The following is a 20,605-nucleotide window of genomic DNA, read 5'->3' as shown; positions in this document are numbered from 1 at the left end:
GGAATTGAAAAAAAAGAAACCGTTCCCCCGATTTTGGGCCGGTCTTGCGGCACTGATGCTGCTCCTGCTTCTGCCGTGGATCATTTGGGAAGTTCGTCCCGCCAAGACTCTGTCCGTTGCCGTGTTGGATAAAACCGTAACGGACGAAAGTTACCGGGAGCATAAAGGATTATTCTGGACATTGAATCAACAGAAATACCGAATGCCCGGAGGCGAAAAATATGTATACGATCGCGATTATTACGGCAATTATCCTCCCGAAAACGGCTTGCGGCATGCGGAGCGAACGCTGGCGGAGATGCCGGCGGACACGCAGCTGATTTACGTCGCGGACACTTACGGCCTGGCCGAAGCCCAGAATGCGGACGATACCGACGCGGAAGCAGGCGTTCCTGCCAATGCGGGCGGCCAAACGCCGGATTCGCAGGAGGGCGGCATGAAAACGGTGGACGTCAATGTGCTGGAAGCGGCTGCCGCGCGCGGCACCATGCTGATCGCGGAGTTTAACTCTGTCGCGGCTCCCACGCTTGATCCCGTGCGCGATCGCGCCAGCGCCTTGTTCGGCATGAAATGGACCGGCTGGACGGCGCGCTATTTTCCGGATTTGACCCAAGGCGTCGAGGTTCCGGCTTGGGTGCCGGACCGTTACCGGGAAATCACGGGCAGGGAATGGAATTACGAAGGAGCCGGTTTCCTGTTCATGCAGGACGACGGCGATCTGTTCGTGCTGCGCGAAGGCCAAGAAACCGAAGGAGGGGCGCGCATTTCCTTTACCGAAGCCGGCAGGGAGCGCTTCGGGATCCATCCCGAGAACCGTTACAATTATTGGTTCGACATCGTCACGGCTTCTGCCGGTAGCGAAGTGTTGGCGAACTACGATCTTCAATTGACCGGGAACGGCCGTGCGTTGCTCGCCGAGCACGGCGTTAGGGAAAGCTTCCCGGCCGTGATCCGGCGCGAAGGAACCGTCGATGCTTCCGAATTGTCTTTCGGCGCCACGGCTGCTCCTTCCGCCGCGCAGGTAAGCTATTATTTCGCCGGCGATTACGCGGACCACGACGAATATCCGTTTTGGCGAAGATACGCGGGCTGGCCGGCGTTCAAAAGCTGGTTTACCTTCGATGCGCCCGGCAGCGAAGATGCTTTTTACTGGGATGTTTACGTGCCGATGATGCAGAAAATCCTGAAAGAAGCTTCCTCGGTGCAATTGTCCGCCGACGCGACAGGTTCGCAGTAACCTCATCGGATTCAAAGCTGCAAAAGGACGGATAAAGAGAATAAAAAATAAGGATTTGCTTACGTTTGGATTCGCTTGACGACGAATTCGAAAAACTTCTTCTCTATTTTGAAAAATTAGGGATTCACAAAAAGCAAACGGGCGATTATAATGCAATTGTAAGCCCTTTCAAAACAACCCTGACTTGGAGTCTTCGTTTCGGCGCAGGCTCTCTTTTTATGGGGTTTTTGCGTAATCAAGCATGAATTTCTCTTGCAATTCCTCTGACTCTGAAATAAAGTGGTGTTATCGTAAATAAATCGACGCTTACGCGAAGCACGCGGACGTCTTCTTTCCATTCATGGAAGGGGGTCGTCCGCTTTTTTGTGCGCAAATGGACGATCAGGATTGCTTGCGATGAATTACCTGTTCTTTGAAAACAAAAAATGGGACTTTCCCAATTCATGCAACCAAGCGACAATGGAAGAGTACGTCCGGGCGGGAGGGGCCTGGATTCATATATGTGAAAGGCAAGAAAACGAAGGGGGAGAATGAAGTGAGCAAGGTTTGGAGCAAATGGATTAAAGCTACGGCAGCATCGATGGTATTGGCGGGAGCCGTTTGGGGAAGCGGAGCCGTGTCTACGGTCAAAGCGGCAGGCACGCAGTTTTCGGACGTGAAATCGAGTCACTGGGCGTACAGCGCCGTACAGAAGGCCGTAGCGAAGGGATATGTTGACGGGTATACGAATGGAACGTTCAAACCCGACACATCCGTCAGTCGCGCTGAGTTCGTGAAGATGGTTGTCGCAGCGATGAAGCTGGATACGACGCCTGCAAGCGGCAAATGGTATACGCAATACGTCAATGCCGCAACGAAAGCTGGTTTGTATTCGGCCAGTGATTTCGCGAATAACGATTCCGGCTGGAACAAAACGATGACGCGCGAAGAAATGGCCCGGGTCGCCGCCCGCGCGATCGGCGAGAAAACGTCGGAAAACGACAAATGGATGTACCTCGCCACCAAATCCGGCCTGATCCAAGGCGTCGGAAAAGGCAAGCTCGCCCCAGAAGGTCTCACGACGCGCGCCCAATCGGTCGTGATCATCGAGCGCATCTTGAGCGTAAATGCCGGTACTGAACTCGATTCCGATCTGTACGCAACCGGCGCTGCGGAAATCCTCTGGCACGGTACGAACATCTTCACAGTGATGCCGGAAATGTTCGTCACACCAGAATCTGATTGGAAAGGTAAAGGTAAATCGTCGGTCGAGGAAATGTGGAACGAAAAGAACATGACGATCACGTCGAAAGACGGGTTGTATCAAGCCAAACTCGACGCCCTGGTCGCGATCGACATGGCCGACCCGAACGATCCAAACCGCTCGCTGCTCGGCGATATCAATACGCTGAACTGGTACAACGGTAAGCAAATCGGTCTTGAACTCGTAAAACATCCAATCAAAAATGAAAAGAACACGTATGTGTTGTATTTCAAGGGTGGTGTTATATTCAACAAAGACGACTCTAAATACTCGCCTCGCAAATCTCTGACATATCTTGTTAGTGGTTTCAACAGCTCAAACGACACCGCCTTTATGAACGGGAAACTGAATGGAGCTACATCCATTTACCGCAATAGAGACGGTGACGTGCCCGCTTTCATTATTCCAAAAACCGGGACCATACAAGGCATCAGCGATCTTGTCATCAAACTTCAAACACCATCTAATGCTCGATTTATGGAAGTCGAACTGCTCAGACTGCGAGGTATCAAGTAATGCAAAAATCCCGACAAAGCAAGAAACGATTCACGCTTGTCGGACTCAGCACGCTGCTTCTTGCAAGCAGCGTGCTGGGTATTTTTTTTCAAGCACCGCAAAAAACCGACGCGGCAACAACCATATCTAAAAAAACCATCGTGTACAGCGGTGAAGGTGCACCCACACCTAACCCAAACAAAAAAGCGTTCACCTTCGGAAAAAATCCAACCGCAACAACAGCCGCGATCAATGAAGATGCGGGCGGCGGAAATAAAATCGAAAAGATTGTGTTTTACAAAGGCACGGAAGCCGTCAAAACGATTCAAGTGAATGCCCAAACGTATTCCGGAACTGAAACCTTTAATGGTGACAAAATCGAAGTCCAATCCGTTGATAATGGAGCCAATGGTTCGTGGTTTGCCTGGAACCGCACAATCAAAGAAGGATGGAAAGCCGGACAAAGTGATCGCTGGGAAGATGTTGGGCCATCCATTGATGCACCTGGAACCGAAGGACCCATCGCAACAGACAGCCCAAGATGGTCCGACACGTATACAACGTCACCCGGTAGAACTGTTAAGTTAACCGTACAGTATCCAATCAGTAATTCGTTTAAAGGCGTGGACGAATTTACAGATGTACCTTTCCCAATCTACATGATTGATAATCGAGCTTCGATTGTGCAAGCCCGAAACAAGCAATTAGTTAAGGATGGAGCGAAAGTTGTACCTGATTACAACCAAATCGTTAAAAATGATAATCTGAAAATTGAAGGTAAGCCAGCTAAAGACCAAATCAAGATCGAACAACTATTAGTCGGCTTGCAACCCGGGCAAACCGAAGTAGGCGCCACCCGAGATTTGAACTACGCCACCATCGTATTCAAACAGCAACATTCGGATACAGGCGCGGATCGCTATTACGTCAAAAAGAACGAAGACGGTAGTATGAAAGCATACGACAAGGACAGCCCCAAAAACGCACAAATCATGGCGTTCTACTACGCCGCCTACAAATTTGTCGCTGCTTCGGTTACCTATCAGTATCCCGACAAATATTGGGTGTACCGAACAAGCGAAGAGCAAGAGCCGACGGGTTTCTGTAATATCCATACGGGACGCACGATCGAAGGTCAAGACATGCAACCCACCGTAAGCGCCATGATCAAAGCCGATCAGCGCGACCGAGAAATTTTCGATGTCTTGCAAGGCATTCCGACATCCGAAAGCTTGTACGGAAACGTACTCGCCAAAGACTATCTGCATCAATTCAAGTTCCAAGAACAAAAAGTCACCTGTATTTACGAGGTTCCGGTCACTCAACCCTATCTTTTAAAATGGGACCCCGGTAAAACGGTACCCAATAATCCGCCGCCCGGTACGCATGAAGAATCTGATGAGCAAACGGATGAAACTACCGTCATTTACAACATCCATACGGAACGCTACTTCACGTATTGGACCGTTGAAAAATTGGGTGTATACGAAATCGACAGCGCGGTGTTAAAAAATTACGCATTCCAGGGGGAAAGTATCACGATCTACCCCGAAGGCTATATCCCGCCTGAATTGATTGTCGAGAAAAACGGTGGATATACCGCACCGCCTGTACCTCCTGCGTTTACCGCTCCGAATACCATCACGGTAGAAGGCGGGAAAAGCAAGCCGTCGCCAACGCCTGATGCGGACATCGCGCAGGGCTATGTCGAAGAAAAAATCGGACAGGTCAAAGGGAAAAATGACAAGGTCGTCTTTAAAGGTCAAATCCTGATGTACGATCGTGAAACCGAAGTCCAAACACCGGTTCCAACACCCGTCCCGAACGGAAATCAAATTGGGCGAAACGTATTGTACAGTCCGAACCATATGATCCCAAAGACCAAAACAAACCGGATGGCGGCTCCGAGTATGGGAACGATCACATACGCAGGGCTTGACGCAAACTACGAAGCGCCGGATGGCGACACGTACCCGATCCCAGGGATTAATCCCGTCACGGTGCACACCCCGGTCGTCAACTATTCATCCACATCCGACGACGCGGCGCACAACCAGAAGACAACGCCAAACTACAGTCGCCAAGCCTTCATCTTAGACCGCCCCTTCACGATCACCATGCCAACGAGCGGACAACATCAAACCTATCCCGGCTATGGCAATCGCGATTACGCGAAGTATTTCCGAAGCAAAGAAGTCTACTTCCCGTTCGATACGTATTCCGCTAATCGAACAACGTTCTACCCGAAAGGCACCTGGATCAACATCCCGGTCGGACAGATCACCACCGAATTCTTTCTTCCCGTCTGGGTCGACGAAGGCGACTACACCGTCACCTTCCGCAACACCGCCGAAAATGCACCGGATGTTCAACCGACGCAGCAAGACGCGAACTTCGATCTCGTCAACCACGTCGCAAGCGACACCGTCGACGTCGAAGTGATCGGCCGTTTATACGATTTCCAGATCACCGACATCGCCGATTACAACTGGGAGATGGTCTTCCGCACCCAAGAAGGCAGCGCCGTCCACACCGGCAACACCTATTGGACCGGACTGCAAGGCATCGACGGAGACGCGCGCGGCAACAACCCGCCGTTTACCCTCCCGATTCTGCCCGGCAGCAATCCGCTCGAGGGGATGAAAAACATCACCGTCAAAACCGGCTACCACATCAAGTTCGACCTGAAAACCAAAGGCAATATGTTCGGCAAAACCGACGGCATCCGCATCACCCCAAGCTTCACCTTCGTGAGCAAAGACGGCAAGACCCAAACGCCTGTCGATCTGTACTACAACGACGACCACCGAACGTTCATCAAAGTCGGCTCGCCGGAAGACACCGAAGAACGCTACATCATTCTAAACGACCGCCTGCGCAACGTACCCGAGGAGGAATTGACCGATACTGCCAGATATAAGTACGACAACTATTACACGTTTGCGGAAATGAACGGCGTCAGTCGCGATATGTTCATCGCCGACTACATCCGCCGCTTCACCAAAGAAAAAACGCCGATTGGCGGTTTTGACCTCCTGCTGCTGCCGGAGCAAACCCGCACGTTAATCGGACCCAAGGCCAACCTTCCCGGTTCGGTCGATTTTGCGCGTGCCAATGCGGCGATGCAGAAGTGGTACGGCCATTACAGCCTGCCCGGCGATCCCTATGTCGTCGTCAAAGGAACCAATCTGGCCGAATACGGACGCACGCACGGCGGACTGACCAAGCGCGATCCGATCTTCCTGCGGGACGGCTATATCGTTTTGAACTTCAACATCGAGAGCATCCGCGACGGCAATCTGAACGCGCCGCATTTGCAGTACATCAATGCTCCGCTCATGAACCAATGGACACTGGAAGGGTTCAAGCACAGCGTGCAAGATTCTTGGAAAAACACGTTTTCTTTAACCGACGGCGATATTGTCTTCTACAATGCCGACAAGTCGTACAAGGATGATTTCCAGGCCGAGGTCAATCATTAAATTTTCATTTCTCTTTCCTCTTTTCCGCTCAATAAAGTTACTTACCCGAAGCCAGGTGGGTAATAGGTTAAGATGTGTTGCAGAGGAGATTAAGATGGAAATAGGAGGGAAATACATGAAGCATTCATCTGCCGGACCGATCTATGCGTATGAACCTTGGACAGTAACCGAACATACGCTGGATACCGAACAGAACTTGCGCGACGAGACTATCTTCGCTGTAGCGAACGGATATATCGGCATGCGTGCCAATTTCGAGGAGGGCTATTACGGACCGCTTGGGACTTCCCTGCGCGGAACTTATATTAACGGATTTTACGAATCCGCGCCGATCGTTTACGGAGAAGAGACGTACGGTTCCGCCCATGAGCGCGAGACGATGCTGAATGTCGCGGACGCGCAGGTTATCCGGATCTGGTTGGAGGATGAACCGGTGCATATGTTCCAGGGCACCTTGTTTGGATACTGGCGTCAGCTCGATATGCGAAAAGGTACCGTGACCCGCACGATCCAGTGGCGTTCGCTAGAAGGCCGCGAGGTGGAAATCACGTTCGAACGCATGGCTTCGCTCGACGATCCGCATCTGCTATTGTTCCGATGCACGGTCAAGCCGATGAATTTCGACGGGAAAATCCGTTTCGAATCGGAGATCGACGGCAACGTCGTGAACCAGTCGTCTTCGGGCGATCCGCGTTCCGGATCTTCTTTCTCGGGTCCCGTGCTGACAACGTTGGAGATGCGCGAAAACAAAACGTATATGGGCATCGCGCAGCGTACCCGGGTAACGGGATTTCACGTGACCTGCGCGGCCGAGCATAAATTTTCGGGCGGCGAGTACGAGCTGGAGACCGATTCGTCGAGCGGCAGAGTAGAAAAACGGTTTACCGTTTCTGCTCAAGCCGGAGAACAATTCACGCTGGAGAAATACGTCGTCTACCATGCTTCGGAGGAACCGAATATCGGCGATCTGTGGAAAGAAGGCATTCGTCAGTTGGATGAAGCCTGGGAACGCGGTTACGAGAGCTACGCCATCGTTCAGGAAGGCATTCTTGACGAGTTCTGGATGTCCGCGGACATTGCGATAGAAGGCGACGAAGCGCTCCAGCAGGGGCTTCGTTTCAGCGCTTACCATATGTTCCAATCCGTGGGCCGCGACGGTCGTACCAATATGGCGGCAAAAGGACTGACGGGCGAAGGCTACGAAGGACACTATTTCTGGGATACGGAGATGTACGTGCTGCCGTTCTTCCTGTACACGGAGCCGGAGATCGCGCGCAAGCTGCTCGATTACCGCCATTACATCCTGCCCGAAGCACGGGAGTGGGCGGCAAAGCTCAATTTCAAAGGCGCGTTGTTCCCGTGGCGGACGATTAGCGGCAAGGAGACGTCGGCGTATTTCCCGGCAGGGACGGCGCAGATCCATATTAATGCCGATATCGCGCATGCGATCAAGATTTACAATGAAGCCGTCGACGACCCGGACTACAAGTACGGTGACGGTCTGGAGATCCTGATCGAAACGAGCCGCTTTTTCGCCGATTACGGAAGCTTTATCCCCGGAAGAGGATTTTGCATCAACGGCGTGACCGGACCGGACGAGTACACGGCGCTGGTGAACAACAATGCCTACACCAACGTCATGGTTCAGGATCTATTCGAATATACCGTGAAGCTGATGGAAGAAATGAAGGACATGCACGAAGGACGCTGCGAAGAATTGTGCGATCGGCTTCAGGTGAGCGATGCCGAGATCGGATCTTGGCGTAAAATGGCCGAGGAAATGTTCATCTACCGCGACCAAGGCATGATCGGCCAAGATGATACGTTCCTGCACAAAGCGCCTTGGAACTTTGCCGACACGCCGAAAGACAAGTATCCGCTACTGCTGCATTATCACCCGATGGACATCTACCGCCACCAGGTACTGAAGCAGGCTGATCTGGTGCTCGCGTTCCATGTTCATCCGGAGCGATTTACTCGTGCGGAAAAAGCGCGTGCTTATCTCTACTATGAAGGACTGACCACTCATGATTCCTCGTTGTCCGCCTGCGTGCATTCCATGGTCGCGTCGGAACTCGGGTATCTGGATCAAGCGTATGAATTCTTCATGGAAACGGCGCGGCTCGACCTGGACGATACGCACGGCAACGTGAAGGACGGCATCCATGCCGCAGCCATGGCGGGAAGTCGTTTGGCGATCCTGAACGGCTTCGCGGGCATGAAGCAAGACGAAGACAAACTGAGTTTCCGCCCGGTCATCCCGGATCAATGGGAACGATACGCCTTTTCTCTCAAATGGAAAGGACGGCGCCTGCACATCAACATCTCCGCCGATTCGACCACTTACCGCGTGCTGGAAGGCGACCCGGTCAAAATCGAGCATTTCGGCGTCGAAGCGGAGCTGGAGGAAGAACTGACCTTGCCGAACCGGGTTTTGGGCGGCGTATTGTTCGACCTTGACGGCGTCATCACAGACACGGCCGAGCTGCATTACCAGGCGTGGAAAGAGTTGGCCGACGAGCTGAACATCCCGTTCGACCGCGAATACAACGAGAAGCTCAAAGGCGTCGACCGGATGGCTTCGCTGAAGCTGATCCTCCAAAACGGCGACCGCGAGTTCTCGCAAGACGAGCTGGTCAAGTTGGCCGATCAAAAAAACGAACGGTACAAGAAACTGCTGGAGACATTGACGCCGGACGCGCTTCTGCCGGGCGTACGCAAGCTGCTGAAGGCGCTGCGCCGTGACGGTATTCTCGTCGCCCTGGCTTCCGCCAGCCGCAATGCTCCGACGGTGCTCGACCGCCTCGGCGTAACCGACTTGTTCGATTACGTGGCCGACGCCGGCGCCGTAGCGCTGCAAAAGCCGGACGCGGAAATTTTCCTGAACGCGGCCGAAGGACTCGGCGTGCATCCGCTGCGCTGCATCGGAATCGAAGACGCGGAAGCCGGCGTGCTCGCGATTCATCGCGCCGGTATGCCGGCGATCGGCATCGGGACCGAAGAGACGCTGCCGGATGCCGATCATCATGTCGCAACCCCCGCTGATCTGACTCCGGCGCTGCTGCGCGAATGGATGGAAGAATTTCCGAAGCGGGAGCTAAAAGGCTAACGTGGGTCGCAATGATAATCCAATTAAATAAGTAACGCTATTCCGTAACCTGCCGCACGTCGTATCCTGAAAAGGAACGCGTGCGGCTTTTTTCTTTTTTTCGACAAATGAAACTTTCCACGGGGAACAATCCGTCATAGCGGTGCAAGGTGACGAGAGGGGGGAATGAGGTGGCCGGGACGTTGAAAATGGAAGAAGCGGAGCAGCGGGTTTGTCACGTAGAGGAAGAACGGTTTTTCGAGCGAATCGACAGGCAGAGCGGGAAGCTGTACAGCATCGCTTACAGTTATCTGCGCAGTGAAGCGGATGCCCTGGAGATGCTGCAAGAAGCGTCGTATCGTTCTTGGTCGAAGCGCGAATCGTTGAAAAACGACCAATTATTCGATTCGTGGCTAATCCGCATTCTGATTAATTGTTGCATGGACGAACTAAGGCGGCGCAAGCGGGTGATTCCGGTCGAGCATATCGGGGAGCGCCGGAGCGCACCGGGAATGGCGCAGATGCAAAGCTCCGATCAGCTGAACCTGGAATACGTGCTGAACAATCTACCGAAAAAGTATCAGCACGTCTTGATTCTGCGCTTCTACCACGATATGAAGCTGGCGGAAATCGCGGAAATTCTGGGCAAACCGGAGAGTACGGTGAAAAGCCGATTGTATCGCGCGCTAAAGCAGATGCGTGCAAAGCTGGAACGTCATCGCTAGAGGGGAGAAGAAGCGAATGCAGATGAATGATCATTTGGAAAAAAGAATCCGTCAGGACGCCGAGACTCTTCGTCATCCGTCAACCCTGCCTTCGGCAGGGGAGCGCAGCGCGGCGATTCGCAGGGGGATGCAGCGTGCGAATAATGAACGACCGCGCGGAAAAAGGATCATTTACGGCGGAGTTGCGGCGGTGGCGATTGCGGCAGGGGTCTTGCTGTTCGCGGATTCAGGGCCGCTGCAAGGTGTTTTCGGCAACAGCGGTACGCATCAATCGTCATTCCTTCCGGAAGCTGACAAATGGGAGCCTTTTCTTAAATTACTGAACGGCAACGACGGACTAAGCAGTGCTTGGAAGCAAGGATTCGTTGAACCGGTGGATGCGGTATCGGTCGAAGAGAACGGCATGAACTTGAAGATTGAAGGCATGATTCGGGATAGCCGCAGCGTAACGTTATTGTACAAGTTGAAGTCGCCGGAGGGCGAAGCGGCAGAGTGGGATACGCCGAAACTGCTGGATGCCTTTTACGGAAAAGAAACGACGACCAAGAATTGGATTCATCGGACGTACTTCAATACCGGAGAAGGAGCCACATACGGTTACGCGACATTATTTTTCAGCGGAGAAGCGAGAAGCAGAGCGGAGGATTTTAATTTGAAAGTAGACGCTTTATCCCTACAATCTCCCGATCAAGACAAATCGCTCGGAACGTTCGTCGTTCCGCTGCGCCTCCCGTCAACTTTGTCGCAAGAACAAGAACTCGTCTATGATCAACCCAAGCAGCTGATCGTGTCCGGCCAGACGATACAAGTCCATCGGATGCTGCTTACGCCGCTTTCCGTGTATTTGAACGTATCCGAAGACCCGGACAATACGGATAAGCTGTTTGATCTCATTGAGCCGACCTTGACTCTTGAGCAAGACGAACAGACTTTCAAGCTTCAAAAACCTGGCGTTCCTTCCCTTATCGAAGGGCGGCTGGGTTGGGAGATGAGTTTTGTAAATCATGCCGGAATCGTCAACCCCGACGCTCTATCGTTCGGCGTGTCCGGTATCCAATCGTTGTCGAAAGAGCAACTTAATTTGGTGTTGAACACGGAGGAAGAAAGCGTGCTTCAAGCGCCGGAGGACGGCTTTGCTTTGCAGGTAACCCAAGCCAAAGCAAACGCCAAGCAGATTGCCGTTCACTATCCGGTTCATGAAGACGAATTCGGACGACTCGGCTCTATGAGGCTGGATCCCGTATTCAAAGACGGCAACGGCAAGGAACATGAGATGGTATCGTCAGAAGGAGCGATGCAAACGGGAAAAGGAGACAGTCAATCTGCGAGCGATACGTTTTACATTCCCGATCAAGACTATCCGCAGCCGTTGACGTTTACGATCAGCATGTACCCGGGAGGCATTCGCGACGAACAGGAAGTGGTGTTAAAATGATCCGCCGTCCGTCATTCGATCAAATCGCGGAGTCCTCACCGGACTTCGCGGTTTTTTTATTTTTCCGAATTCGAAAACCGTTCGCGGCCTAAACGCCGTCTATGATACATAATCGATTAAAAAAAGAAACACGCGTGGCAGAGGAGGATTGCAGGTGGACGCACCGATAGAAGCGAAGCAGGAAGGCGCGCGCGCAGTCGCTGACAGCGAAGAGTTTTTTATCGGCAAAATAGCCGAGCATCGACGGAAGTTATACGGGATCGCTTTCAGTTATTTGCACAATGAAGCAGATGCGCTCGAAGCGATTCAGGAAGCGTCTTGCAAAGCATGGATCAAGCGCAAATCGCTCAAGGACGACGCATTGTTTTTACCGTGGATGATCCGTATTTTGATCAATTGCTGCATGGACGAACTGAGGAAACGCAAACGAGTCATTCCGTCGGACAAGACCGGAGAAGATCGGGGCGCCGAGATGATCAGTTCGAATCGGATCGATCTGGAACGGGCATTAGCCAAGTTGAATGCGAAGCATCGACATGTCGTGATTCTGAAATATTATCATGATATGACGCTGACGGAGATCGCACGAGTGCTGAACAAGCCGGAAGGAACGGTCAAGACCTGGTTGCACAAGGCGCTCAAGCAGATGCGGGATTTGGTATAGGGATGGCGCAGATCAAGGACATCAGGGTCCGTGATCGTAGGCGGCAAAGAAATGAACTTCGATTGTATAGGGGGAAGCGAAGATGGAGGATAATCGGATTCGGCGGCTCTTCGAAGAAGAAGCGAGGCACGAGAGTCGCGACCAAACGTCTGTAGACGATGTAGCGCTGATGCAAGCGATTCGCGGCGGCGTGAAGCGCGGTCAGGCATCGTCCAGACGACGCGTTTATCAGTATGGCGGAGCGAGCGTAGCCGGATTGGCGCTTGCGACAGGCCTGTTTATTGCCATCGGAGGCGACGACGATCTGACGCGTGCGGCTATCGTGCCTGCGCCAGCCATGGAAGAAGAGCCGCAAACGAAGGGGGAATGGGGAGAATACGAGGTTTTTCGAACCAGCGTATCCAATGATCCCGTTCTCAAAAGCGCGTTGGATAAAAGAGAAGTGGAACCGCTGGATGTAACGGTCGAAGGGGATGGTTATACGCTGCAATTATACGGCGCGGTGCGCGATAGTCGAAAGCTATCGTTGCTCTACGAGATCAGCGGGGAGGATGTGCGTTCGACGGCAATCAGTTTGGGTACGCTGACAGACGCGTCCGGCAAACAGATCGGAATGCAGGAAGAACGCCAAGATTTTTTTGTGAATGGAAATCTGTATGGTTACGCGCGATTCGATCTGGACGCATCGGTAGGAGCGGATCTGGAAGCGTTCAAGCTGCAAGCGCCGATATATACGCGTACGCTGAATCCCGGTTATGACCAAGGCAGCGAACAACTGACCGTATTGGAAGCCGAAGTGAAAGTCGATCCAACCGGCTCAGGCGTGTTCGAAGAGAATCTTGCGGCCGGGCAGACGTTGAAAGCAGCCGGACAGCTGCTGCACGTGGAACAGGCGCTGATCACCCCGCAAAGCGGATACATCGTGTTGGTTCCCGACGAAGGCAATGAACAAAATATTTCGCGATTGGTCGGAGCCAAGCTCACCGTCACGAAAGACGGCGAGACGGTAGCGTCCAAAGGCGGCGCAGGCGTAGGCGTCATCGAGACGGCGGAGGAAGAAGCGTCCCGCTTCATTTTCACCTTCAACCGCACCCCGCTGCCGAAAAACCCGGACTCCGTCGTGCTCAGCATAGACGGGATCGAAACTTTCAACCGTAAGGAACAGCAGTTGATCGTGAACACGGAGACTCAAGAAGTTCTGCAAGCGCCGAGTGAAAGAATGACGGTCAATGTCAATCCGGGAGCCGACGATACGGAAGTGGTCCAGTTCAGCTATCCGATCGACGCGAGCAAGTATTTCGAAGGAAACGACCCGCCGTCAACGATGTTCTTGCGGAATACCTTTACTGATGCGGAAGGCAACAAGCATCCCCTGAAGATGTTCACGGCCGGAGATGCTATCAACAAGATTTTCCCGAACAGCAAATCGACGACGTCGACTTACCAGTATGATATAGGCGATTACCCGCAGCCGCTGACGTTCGAGATCGTGTCTTATCCGAAAGACGTGCTGGACTATCAAGAGTTGAAGTTGAAATAAACGATCCGATTGAACCAAGATGGCCTCTTTCAGGTACGATGAAGGAGACCGTCTTTTTTTGTTCTGTTTTTTTTGAAAAAATCAATCGATTTTCGAACATCAGGCGTCTTATTCACATCATAACCGCAACAAAGCCCTATAAAGCCAATGAACCCGATGAATGATCTGGTTTGGCAATATAAGCAGTACAGACAGGGAGGGGGAACGAAAATGGACGATGTGCTGGAAGACACGAAGATCGATGATGCGGCGGGAACGGAGGAAGAATTATTTTTTAACCGGATCGCGGAGCAGGAAAGGAAAATGTACGCCATCGCGCTGAGCTACCTGCGCAGTGAGGCGGATGCGCTGGAAGCCGTGCAGGAAGCTTCATGCCGGGCATGGATCAAGCGCAGAAAATTGAAGCACCCGGAAGCGATGTCCAGTTGGTTGATTCGGATCGTGATTAACTGCTGCATGGATGAGCTGCGCCGCCGCAAGCGCTCTTTTCCCACGGACCGGATCGAAGAGCGAGAGGCCGGAGAGATGCAAAGCAACGAACGGATCGATCTGGAGCGGGCGTTTGAACGGATGAAGCCCAAGTATCGCCATGCCGTCATGTTGAAATATTATCAGGGAATGACGGCTGCCGAGATTGCGCGGGTATTGCATAAGCCGGAAGGCACGATCAAGACATGGCTGCGCGAAGGCTTGAAAAAGCTCAAACATGAATTGTGAGGAGGTGTGAAGCCATGACAGAAACCGAAGAAAAAATTCTTCACCAAGATGCGGATGCCAATCATCGGCAAGCGGCCGAGATATCTCGCAGCAAGCTCGATTCGGCTGTGCGAAAAGGGATCGGAGCGGGACGGATTCGTGCCCGGCGACGAAATGTGTTTTATGCGTCCGGCGGTGCGCTGGTAGTTGCGGCGATGCTGATGCTGATGGTTGCGCTGTTGCAACCTGCGGGGGAATTTGGTCCGGACTCCGAAATCTCGGCCCGGCAAGATTGGCGAGAGTTCGAAGTTTTCCGGGAAGCGGCGGAAGGGGATCAGCGGTTGATTCATGCTCTGGATCACGGAGAGGTGCGGCCGTTGAACGTCTCGGAACAGCAAAAAGAGTATACGGCCACGTTGCAAGGGATTGCGGCGGACAGCCGTTCCATGTTCCTGCTCTATAGCGTCAAAAACGACAGCGACCAACCCATCTTGATCAGCGAAAATTTCGAATCCGACAACGAAGGCCCGGGGGCAAGCGGCTCGTCTAGCGGAAATGATGAAGTTAAGCCGGGCCAGATCGGATACCGCGTGTTGACCGTGATGTTGAACCCCAATACGGATAGCTGGCAGAATGCCGCGCTTAACCTGGCATTGACTTCAAACGAAGCAAAAGCAATGTTGTCCAGCACTATGAAATACCGGACGGAAATTCGACTGCCCTTCGAACTGGATCGCAGTCTTCTGGCGGCGAAGGAGCGGATATGGCAAGAAGATCCGGCAGCAAGTATCACTATAGAAGGGCAGCGGATCCATATTGTGCGCACCGTGGCTACGCCGATCGGGACCTATGTGGATATTGCCTATGACGAAGCCAATACCCAGAAAGTATTCGGCGTGATTCGACCGAGGTTGACGGTTGAACGGAACGGGAGAATCGAAGAACTGATGACGTCCGGTTCCTATTCAACGGATGCTTCGGGCTTGAGCGAATCGCTGCAATTCGCGGGCGTTATTCCGGAGGATGCGGATTCAGCGGCTTTTGCCATCGACGGAATCTCGGCTTTGGACCCGGATAAGCTGGAGCTGACGATCGACACGGAAAAGATGCAAGTATTGAAGGCGCCCGATTCGAGCGTTACGGTGGAATCGGCGGGCGACGAATATGCCGAAGGGTACATTGCGTTGAAAAGAAGCGGCAAACACTTGAACGGGATTGCGGATAATATTTTGCTGAACAGCGTGTTCGAAGATGGCGATGGAGTCGAGCATGAGATCGAATATACGAATTCGAAAGGACAAATGTCTTATTCATCGACCGAAGCAAACGGAGAAGAAGGCACTACGTGGGATTATTTCTATCTCGGAGTGGAGAAGTGGCCTCAGCCTCTGACTTTTACTATCGAAAATTATCCGAGTCCGATCCGCCAAGCGATAAAAATTCAACTCTACTGAAGCGCGTACGGTCTCCGATCGGAGTTGCTCCGCACGATAACCTTCGCTATAGTAAAGTCAAACCTACAGGGCGTTTATGTCTTACGTCCTGGAAAAAAGCGAAGGAGGACGACAACATGACCTACTCGCAGCGGGACGGCTCGCAAGCGGGAGCCGCTTCCGACGTTGCGCACCTGGAATACCGGATCGGCGAACTGGATGATCGGGCGGCGCGATTGTTAGCCGAGATCGAAGATTCGCAAGGCGGGCCGGAAGAGCGGCTATCCGATTTGCGCGCCGAACTGGAACAGGCGAAAACGGAACTCGAGGCATTGCAAAACGAGCTTGCGGCGTATGAAGACTAACGCTGCAAGCTCGTTTTTTTCGTTTGGTTCGCGGCGCGGCAAATACGGACATGCCGTATCGACCGGGGCTGCGAGGTTCAGGCGTTTTAACCTTGCGTTTCCGGCTTGACCGCATCCCTGTAATAGAGCCGGAACAAAATATCCTGATTGTAATTGCCGAAGCCGCTGCCGAACAGCGTCACGCCGCCGACGTGCTGGGCTTCGCTGCGCACGCCGATCCGAAGCTTCCATTCCTTGCTCGAAGGCGAGATTTGATCGAGCGTGACGGAAGACAGCGGAGTCCCGTCCATAAAGGTGCCGCCGCGGTTGATCTTGAGCCTTTTCAACAGCCCGTATTGATTGATGTCGTTCGGCCACCAGGCCGGTGTCAGGTTGCCGCGCCGTTTGCCGTAGTCGCCGGGACTCGTCCAGGTACCCAGCTCGACGCCGTTCAAATGAAACGTAATATCGGACGGCCATTCTTCGTCGATGCCCGGAGCTTCGGACGAGATTTCCATCGAGATTTCCAGTTCTTCGGGCGTTTGGCTGGATAGCAGGAAGTTCGGCGCGCGGTATTCGACGAACCCTTGTCCGAACCATAGAATGGAAGCATTCACCCGCTCCGGCGACAGGAAGAATCGCGGATCGTCGAACTGGCCGATCATTTTCTCCGTCGTCGCCAATCCGCAGGTCGGATGCACTTCCCAATCCGTAAAATGGCCGATCGGCACATTGACCGGATGGACGGAGCGGCGATCGCTTCCGGCCTTCGGCAAAATGATCTCGATGCGATCTTCGGCCAACGAGCAGACTTTGCGCGCTCCGCCCCGGCCCGCCATGCGTTCGGTGCGAATCAGTCCCGCGTTCTCCAGTTTTCGTACATGCATCGTCATAATGGCGCTGCTCAGATTCGAGGCTTCGGCCAGCTCGCGTACGTTCATCGGCCGCTCGGCGAGCAGCGACAGCAGATTGAGGCGGACTTTGCTGGCGAGCGCTTCATACACGGGCAGCGATTGTTCGGTAATATCGAGTTCCATGGCTTCCTCCAAATGGCAATGTTTTTTAACGATTCGATAACTCATCTTATTCCTAACAGTATATAATGCAGCGCGGTTAAAAGCACACCCCGAACATTGCGTTCTCGACATCTCTTACGAATTTCGGGGCGATTCTGTGCCGAATAGCGGTCGTAATGCACCGTTCGACTGTCGAATTCAGGCGAATTTCGGCGAGTTCGTTTCAGGAGTTGCTATTTCTCGTTAATAAGAATCATATACCCACTCTGGCAAGCAAGCATCGGGATCATAAAGGAGAATGAAAAGATGACGGTTCAGCGGGAAAGACATTTCTATGTAGGCACTTATGCTTCCGAAGAGGAAGAGAGTTTGTTCCATTGCATTCTGGACCCGGTCAGCGGTGAGATGCGCGTCGTTTCGGGAATGGGAGGTATCGAAAATTCATCATATCTGACAGTCAGTCCAAGCCGAAACCATCTGTATGCGGCCAGCGAGAAGGAATATGGTGAGATTTTCTCCTATACCATCGATTCGGAGACAAAAGAGCTGCATCTGAACGACCGTAAGCCGTCAGAGGGAGCTTCGCCATGTTATGTGGAAACAACGCCGGACGGAAAAATGCTGCTGGTTGCCAATTACGGGGGCTGCGTGTCTTCGCTGTCTATTCGGGAGCACGGCATGTTGGAGCAAGCGAGCTGCGTACAGCATAACGGATCGGGTCCTAACCCGGATCGTCAGGAAGGTCCGCATCCGCACGCCTTTGTCCCTTCGCCGGACGGAGCTTTCTTATTCGCTCCGGATCTGGGCACTGACCGGATCGCCAAATATACGCGTGAAGACGAACGGTTGTTCAAGCAGGATGACACGGAGCTGCCGCCGGGAACCGGACCGAGAACGCTCGTGTTCCATCCCAACGGGAAATGGGCTTACGTTTCCGGCGAGCTGGACAATACCGTGACGGCTTTCGAATATGACCGGCAGAGCGGCAGGCTCAAGCCGCTTCAGCGGACTCTGCTGCTGCCTGAAGCGCAAGCCGCCGATCCGGCGAATACCGCAGCCCATGCAGCCGTATCGCCATGCGGACGTTATGCGTATGTCTCGAATCGCGGCGAAGACAGCCTGACGCAATTTGCAATCGATCCGGAGACGGGGGTTTTGACTTTAGTCGAACGAGTTTCTTCGGGCGGTCGCATCCCGCGTCATTTTGCCTTGGTCGACGGATTGCTGCTGGTCGCTAACCAGGAGAGCGGCAGCATCGTTTCTTTCCGCGCGGGCAAAGAGGACGGAAGATTGACGCCGACGGGATACGCGTTGGAGCTGAATCGCCCTGTTTGCATTCGTCCGATTCCGGAAGCGGAAGACTGGATCATTTAGGAGGCAAAAGGCATGAAAGCATTCGATTATGATCTCGACTACGAAAATTTGGATCTGAGAAAACACCCTGAGCTGTACCGTGTCGGACGCGGAGAGCAGGGGGTGCTTTTGGTACAGCCTTATAAAAGCGAAATTTTGCCGCATTGGCGCTTCAAGACCCCGGAGATCGCGCGCGAGTCGTCGGAGAAGATCTATGAGATGTTTCTTGAATATAAGGAGAACGACGATTTCGTAGGCATGGACATGGCTCGGAAATTTTTGCAGATGGGTCATACTCGGGCGCGGCGTTATACGAATTATAAAGGCGGCCGCAAATATGCGGAGAACGGGACGTTGTCGATCAACAAAGGCGATCCCGAGAAGGCGAAGTCTGCGGAGATTTTCAAACAAGTATTGGAAAAGGCAAAGACGGATCAGGATTATCTTCGGATGAAAGACGAGCATAAAGAGAAGCACGAAAAGGCGGCTAAAGATGCACATCGTTAAGTTTGCGCACACGCCCTAATCGCAGAGCGCTTTTCTCGCTTACGGCGACCGTAGACTTTCTTGACGCATTAAGGCCGAAGAGCTTGAGATTGACGCTCTTCGGCCTTTTTTGCGGTTTTAACATTTAAGAGCCGCAAGATGTACGGCTTTCGGGGCCGGGATCGTACTCAGCGTGAAGATAATGCGGCCTTTGCGTCGGCGGCGTTGCCGGAGGAGGGCGCCTCCGGGCGAGCGCTGCGCGAGCCGATCGGCGCAGCGGTCAGTTCGGTCCCGGCGCTGGGACCGGGGACGGCTTTGGGCTGCGCCGCAACCGGGCGCAGCTGCGGGGAGTGCCCGGCGTAAGGGCGCTCCCGCCGCTTGGAGGCGGCAGGGCGCAGCGCGGCGAATCCGGCCGCCGCGAGCAGCAGCTGCGCGATGAGCAGCCACGGCGCGGCTTCGAGGCCCAGCGCCGGGTTCAGCAGCGCCGGAGCGGCTGCCAGCAGCGGCACGACGCGCCGCAAGACGGGCCGTTCGGCCCGATAGCCCGGCTCCAGCAGCCGCGCCGCAAGCAAAGCCGCCAGCAGCCAGGAAGCCAGGCGAAGCAGCGGCAGCCAAGGAGAGCCGTCAAGCTCCGGCTCCCGGGCGAACTGCCAGCCGGCCGCTCCGGCCGCGGCCAGCAGCGCCGGCACGAGCGCCGGCGCAAGCAGGCGGACGAATCCGCCGCCCCAGGACGGGCGCTCTTCGTGTTCGAGCAGCACGGCCAGCTCGTGGCGGGTCCGTTCCAGCTCGCGATGCAGCGCTTCGTGGAGGAGCGGTAAGCGGTTGCTCTCTTCGCCGTGCAAATACAAGGCCAATTGACCGTCCAAATCCGATGCAAAGCCTTGCATGCCTTGGCACAGCAGCAATCGTTCCCGCAGCCGGGTTTCCAATTCCGGAGCTAGGGAAGCAAGCGGGGCGTCCAATGCTTCATCGAGCAGCGCAGACGCCGAACCCAACGCTGAGAGCGCCGAGCGCAGCCTTCGCTCGCGGTTGGTTGCCCGCCGTTCCAAAGCGCGGCGGGCTTGTTCGTAAATCCATATCGCAAAGGCTGCCATAGCCAGCCCGATCACCGTTTCCATTCTGATTCGCCTTCCTCTCGCGCATCGCATAAACCTGTCTTACCCACTATTACACAAGCCCGGGGCGGCTTCAAGCTTCTAAGGTTCGAATTTGCTCAATGCGCAAAGCTTATTGCTCGCCATTCCGCAGCACGAAGCCGGGAGTCATGGCGGATTTGAGTTCTTCTTTGCAACGTTGCATGGACAAAAAGGTTCGGTGCGCGTACAATTCGCTTCGCGGGGAAGCAAGATATTTCCCAGAAACGGGTAT

General features: G+C 53.7%; 15 protein-coding genes. 13 read left to right on the top strand and 2 right to left on the bottom strand.

The window, feature by feature from the left end; genetic code table 11:
• The first annotated feature begins 4 nt into the window (after positions 1 to 4).
• From SACSAC_RS07625 to SACSAC_RS26910, 11 genes are all read left to right on the top strand, one after another.
• The gene (locus SACSAC_RS07625) at positions 5 to 1,237 is read left to right on the top strand and encodes a hypothetical protein (protein ID WP_037285070.1); all 1,233 of its coding nucleotides are present in this window, start codon (positions 5 to 7) and stop codon (positions 1,235 to 1,237) included.
• A gap of 535 nt (positions 1,238 to 1,772) precedes the next feature.
• Positions 1,773 to 2,996 carry an S-layer homology domain-containing protein gene (locus SACSAC_RS26915; RefSeq protein ID WP_051506952.1) on the top strand — a complete coding sequence of 408 codons (1,224 nt, stop codon included), beginning with the start codon at positions 1,773 to 1,775 and terminating at the stop codon, positions 2,994 to 2,996.
• The gene (locus tag SACSAC_RS07610; RefSeq protein WP_051506951.1) at positions 2,996 to 6,457 is read left to right on the top strand and encodes a DUF5704 domain-containing protein; all 3,462 of its coding nucleotides are present in this window, start codon (positions 2,996 to 2,998) and stop codon (positions 6,455 to 6,457) included. The genes SACSAC_RS26915 and SACSAC_RS07610 overlap by 1 nt, the downstream gene beginning before the upstream one ends.
• 115 nt (positions 6,458 to 6,572) lie before the next feature.
• Entirely contained in the window at positions 6,573 to 9,566 is a 2,994-nt protein-coding gene (pgmB, locus tag SACSAC_RS07605; RefSeq protein WP_037285066.1) for a beta-phosphoglucomutase, read from the top strand.
• Between the two features lie 170 nt (positions 9,567 to 9,736).
• Positions 9,737 to 10,270, top strand: a complete 534-nt coding sequence (locus SACSAC_RS07600) for a sigma-70 family RNA polymerase sigma factor (protein ID WP_245608601.1) — start codon at positions 9,737 to 9,739, stop codon at positions 10,268 to 10,270.
• 16 nt (positions 10,271 to 10,286) lie between these two features.
• Positions 10,287 to 11,705 (top strand): DUF4179 domain-containing protein, encoded by a 1,419-nt coding sequence (locus SACSAC_RS07595; protein WP_037285064.1) that lies wholly within the window; start codon positions 10,287 to 10,289, stop codon positions 11,703 to 11,705.
• A gap of 154 nt (positions 11,706 to 11,859) precedes the next feature.
• Positions 11,860 to 12,369 carry a sigma-70 family RNA polymerase sigma factor gene (locus SACSAC_RS07590; protein WP_245608600.1) on the top strand — a complete coding sequence of 170 codons (510 nt, stop codon included), beginning with the start codon at positions 11,860 to 11,862 and terminating at the stop codon, positions 12,367 to 12,369.
• Between the two features lie 82 nt (positions 12,370 to 12,451).
• Complete coding sequence (locus tag SACSAC_RS07585) at positions 12,452 to 13,909, top strand: hypothetical protein (RefSeq protein WP_037285062.1); 1,458 nt, start codon at positions 12,452 to 12,454, stop codon at positions 13,907 to 13,909.
• A 210-nt stretch (positions 13,910 to 14,119) separates the two neighbouring features.
• Positions 14,120 to 14,626 (top strand): RNA polymerase sigma factor, encoded by a 507-nt coding sequence (locus SACSAC_RS07580; protein WP_211251332.1) that lies wholly within the window; start codon positions 14,120 to 14,122, stop codon positions 14,624 to 14,626.
• Between the two features lie 14 nt (positions 14,627 to 14,640).
• Positions 14,641 to 16,059, top strand: coding sequence for a hypothetical protein (locus SACSAC_RS07575; RefSeq protein WP_037285060.1), 1,419 nt, complete (start codon positions 14,641 to 14,643; stop codon positions 16,057 to 16,059).
• A gap of 116 nt (positions 16,060 to 16,175) precedes the next feature.
• Positions 16,176 to 16,403 carry a hypothetical protein gene (locus SACSAC_RS26910; protein WP_051506950.1) on the top strand — a complete coding sequence of 76 codons (228 nt, stop codon included), beginning with the start codon at positions 16,176 to 16,178 and terminating at the stop codon, positions 16,401 to 16,403.
• An 86-nt stretch (positions 16,404 to 16,489) separates the two neighbouring features.
• Here SACSAC_RS26910 and SACSAC_RS07565 read toward each other — a convergent pair whose 3' ends face one another.
• The gene (locus SACSAC_RS07565) at positions 16,490 to 17,419 is read right to left on the bottom strand and encodes an ArsR/SmtB family transcription factor (protein ID WP_037292325.1); all 930 of its coding nucleotides are present in this window, start codon (positions 17,417 to 17,419) and stop codon (positions 16,490 to 16,492) included.
• 285 nt (positions 17,420 to 17,704) lie between these two features.
• Here SACSAC_RS07565 and SACSAC_RS07560 point away from each other — a divergent pair, with 285 nt between their 5' ends.
• Both SACSAC_RS07560 and SACSAC_RS07555 read left to right on the top strand, forming a co-directional pair.
• The gene (locus SACSAC_RS07560; RefSeq protein WP_037285056.1) at positions 17,705 to 18,772 is read left to right on the top strand and encodes a lactonase family protein; all 1,068 of its coding nucleotides are present in this window, start codon (positions 17,705 to 17,707) and stop codon (positions 18,770 to 18,772) included.
• Positions 18,773 to 18,784: 12 nt separating this feature from the next.
• Positions 18,785 to 19,258: a DUF4385 domain-containing protein gene (locus SACSAC_RS07555; RefSeq protein ID WP_037285054.1), complete on the top strand. Its 474-nt coding sequence runs from the start codon at positions 18,785 to 18,787 to the stop codon at positions 19,256 to 19,258.
• Positions 19,259 to 19,425: 167 nt separating this feature from the next.
• Here SACSAC_RS07555 and SACSAC_RS07550 read toward each other — a convergent pair whose 3' ends face one another.
• Complete coding sequence (locus tag SACSAC_RS07550; RefSeq protein ID WP_037285052.1) at positions 19,426 to 20,355, bottom strand: hypothetical protein; 930 nt, start codon at positions 20,353 to 20,355, stop codon at positions 19,426 to 19,428.
• Positions 20,356 to 20,605 lie beyond the last annotated feature (250 nt).

It is taken from the genome of Saccharibacillus sacchari DSM 19268 (genome assembly GCF_000585395.1).
Lineage (GTDB): Bacteria > Bacillota > Bacilli > Paenibacillales > Paenibacillaceae > Saccharibacillus > Saccharibacillus sacchari.
This window is presented reverse-complemented; position numbering and strand designations above follow the sequence as displayed.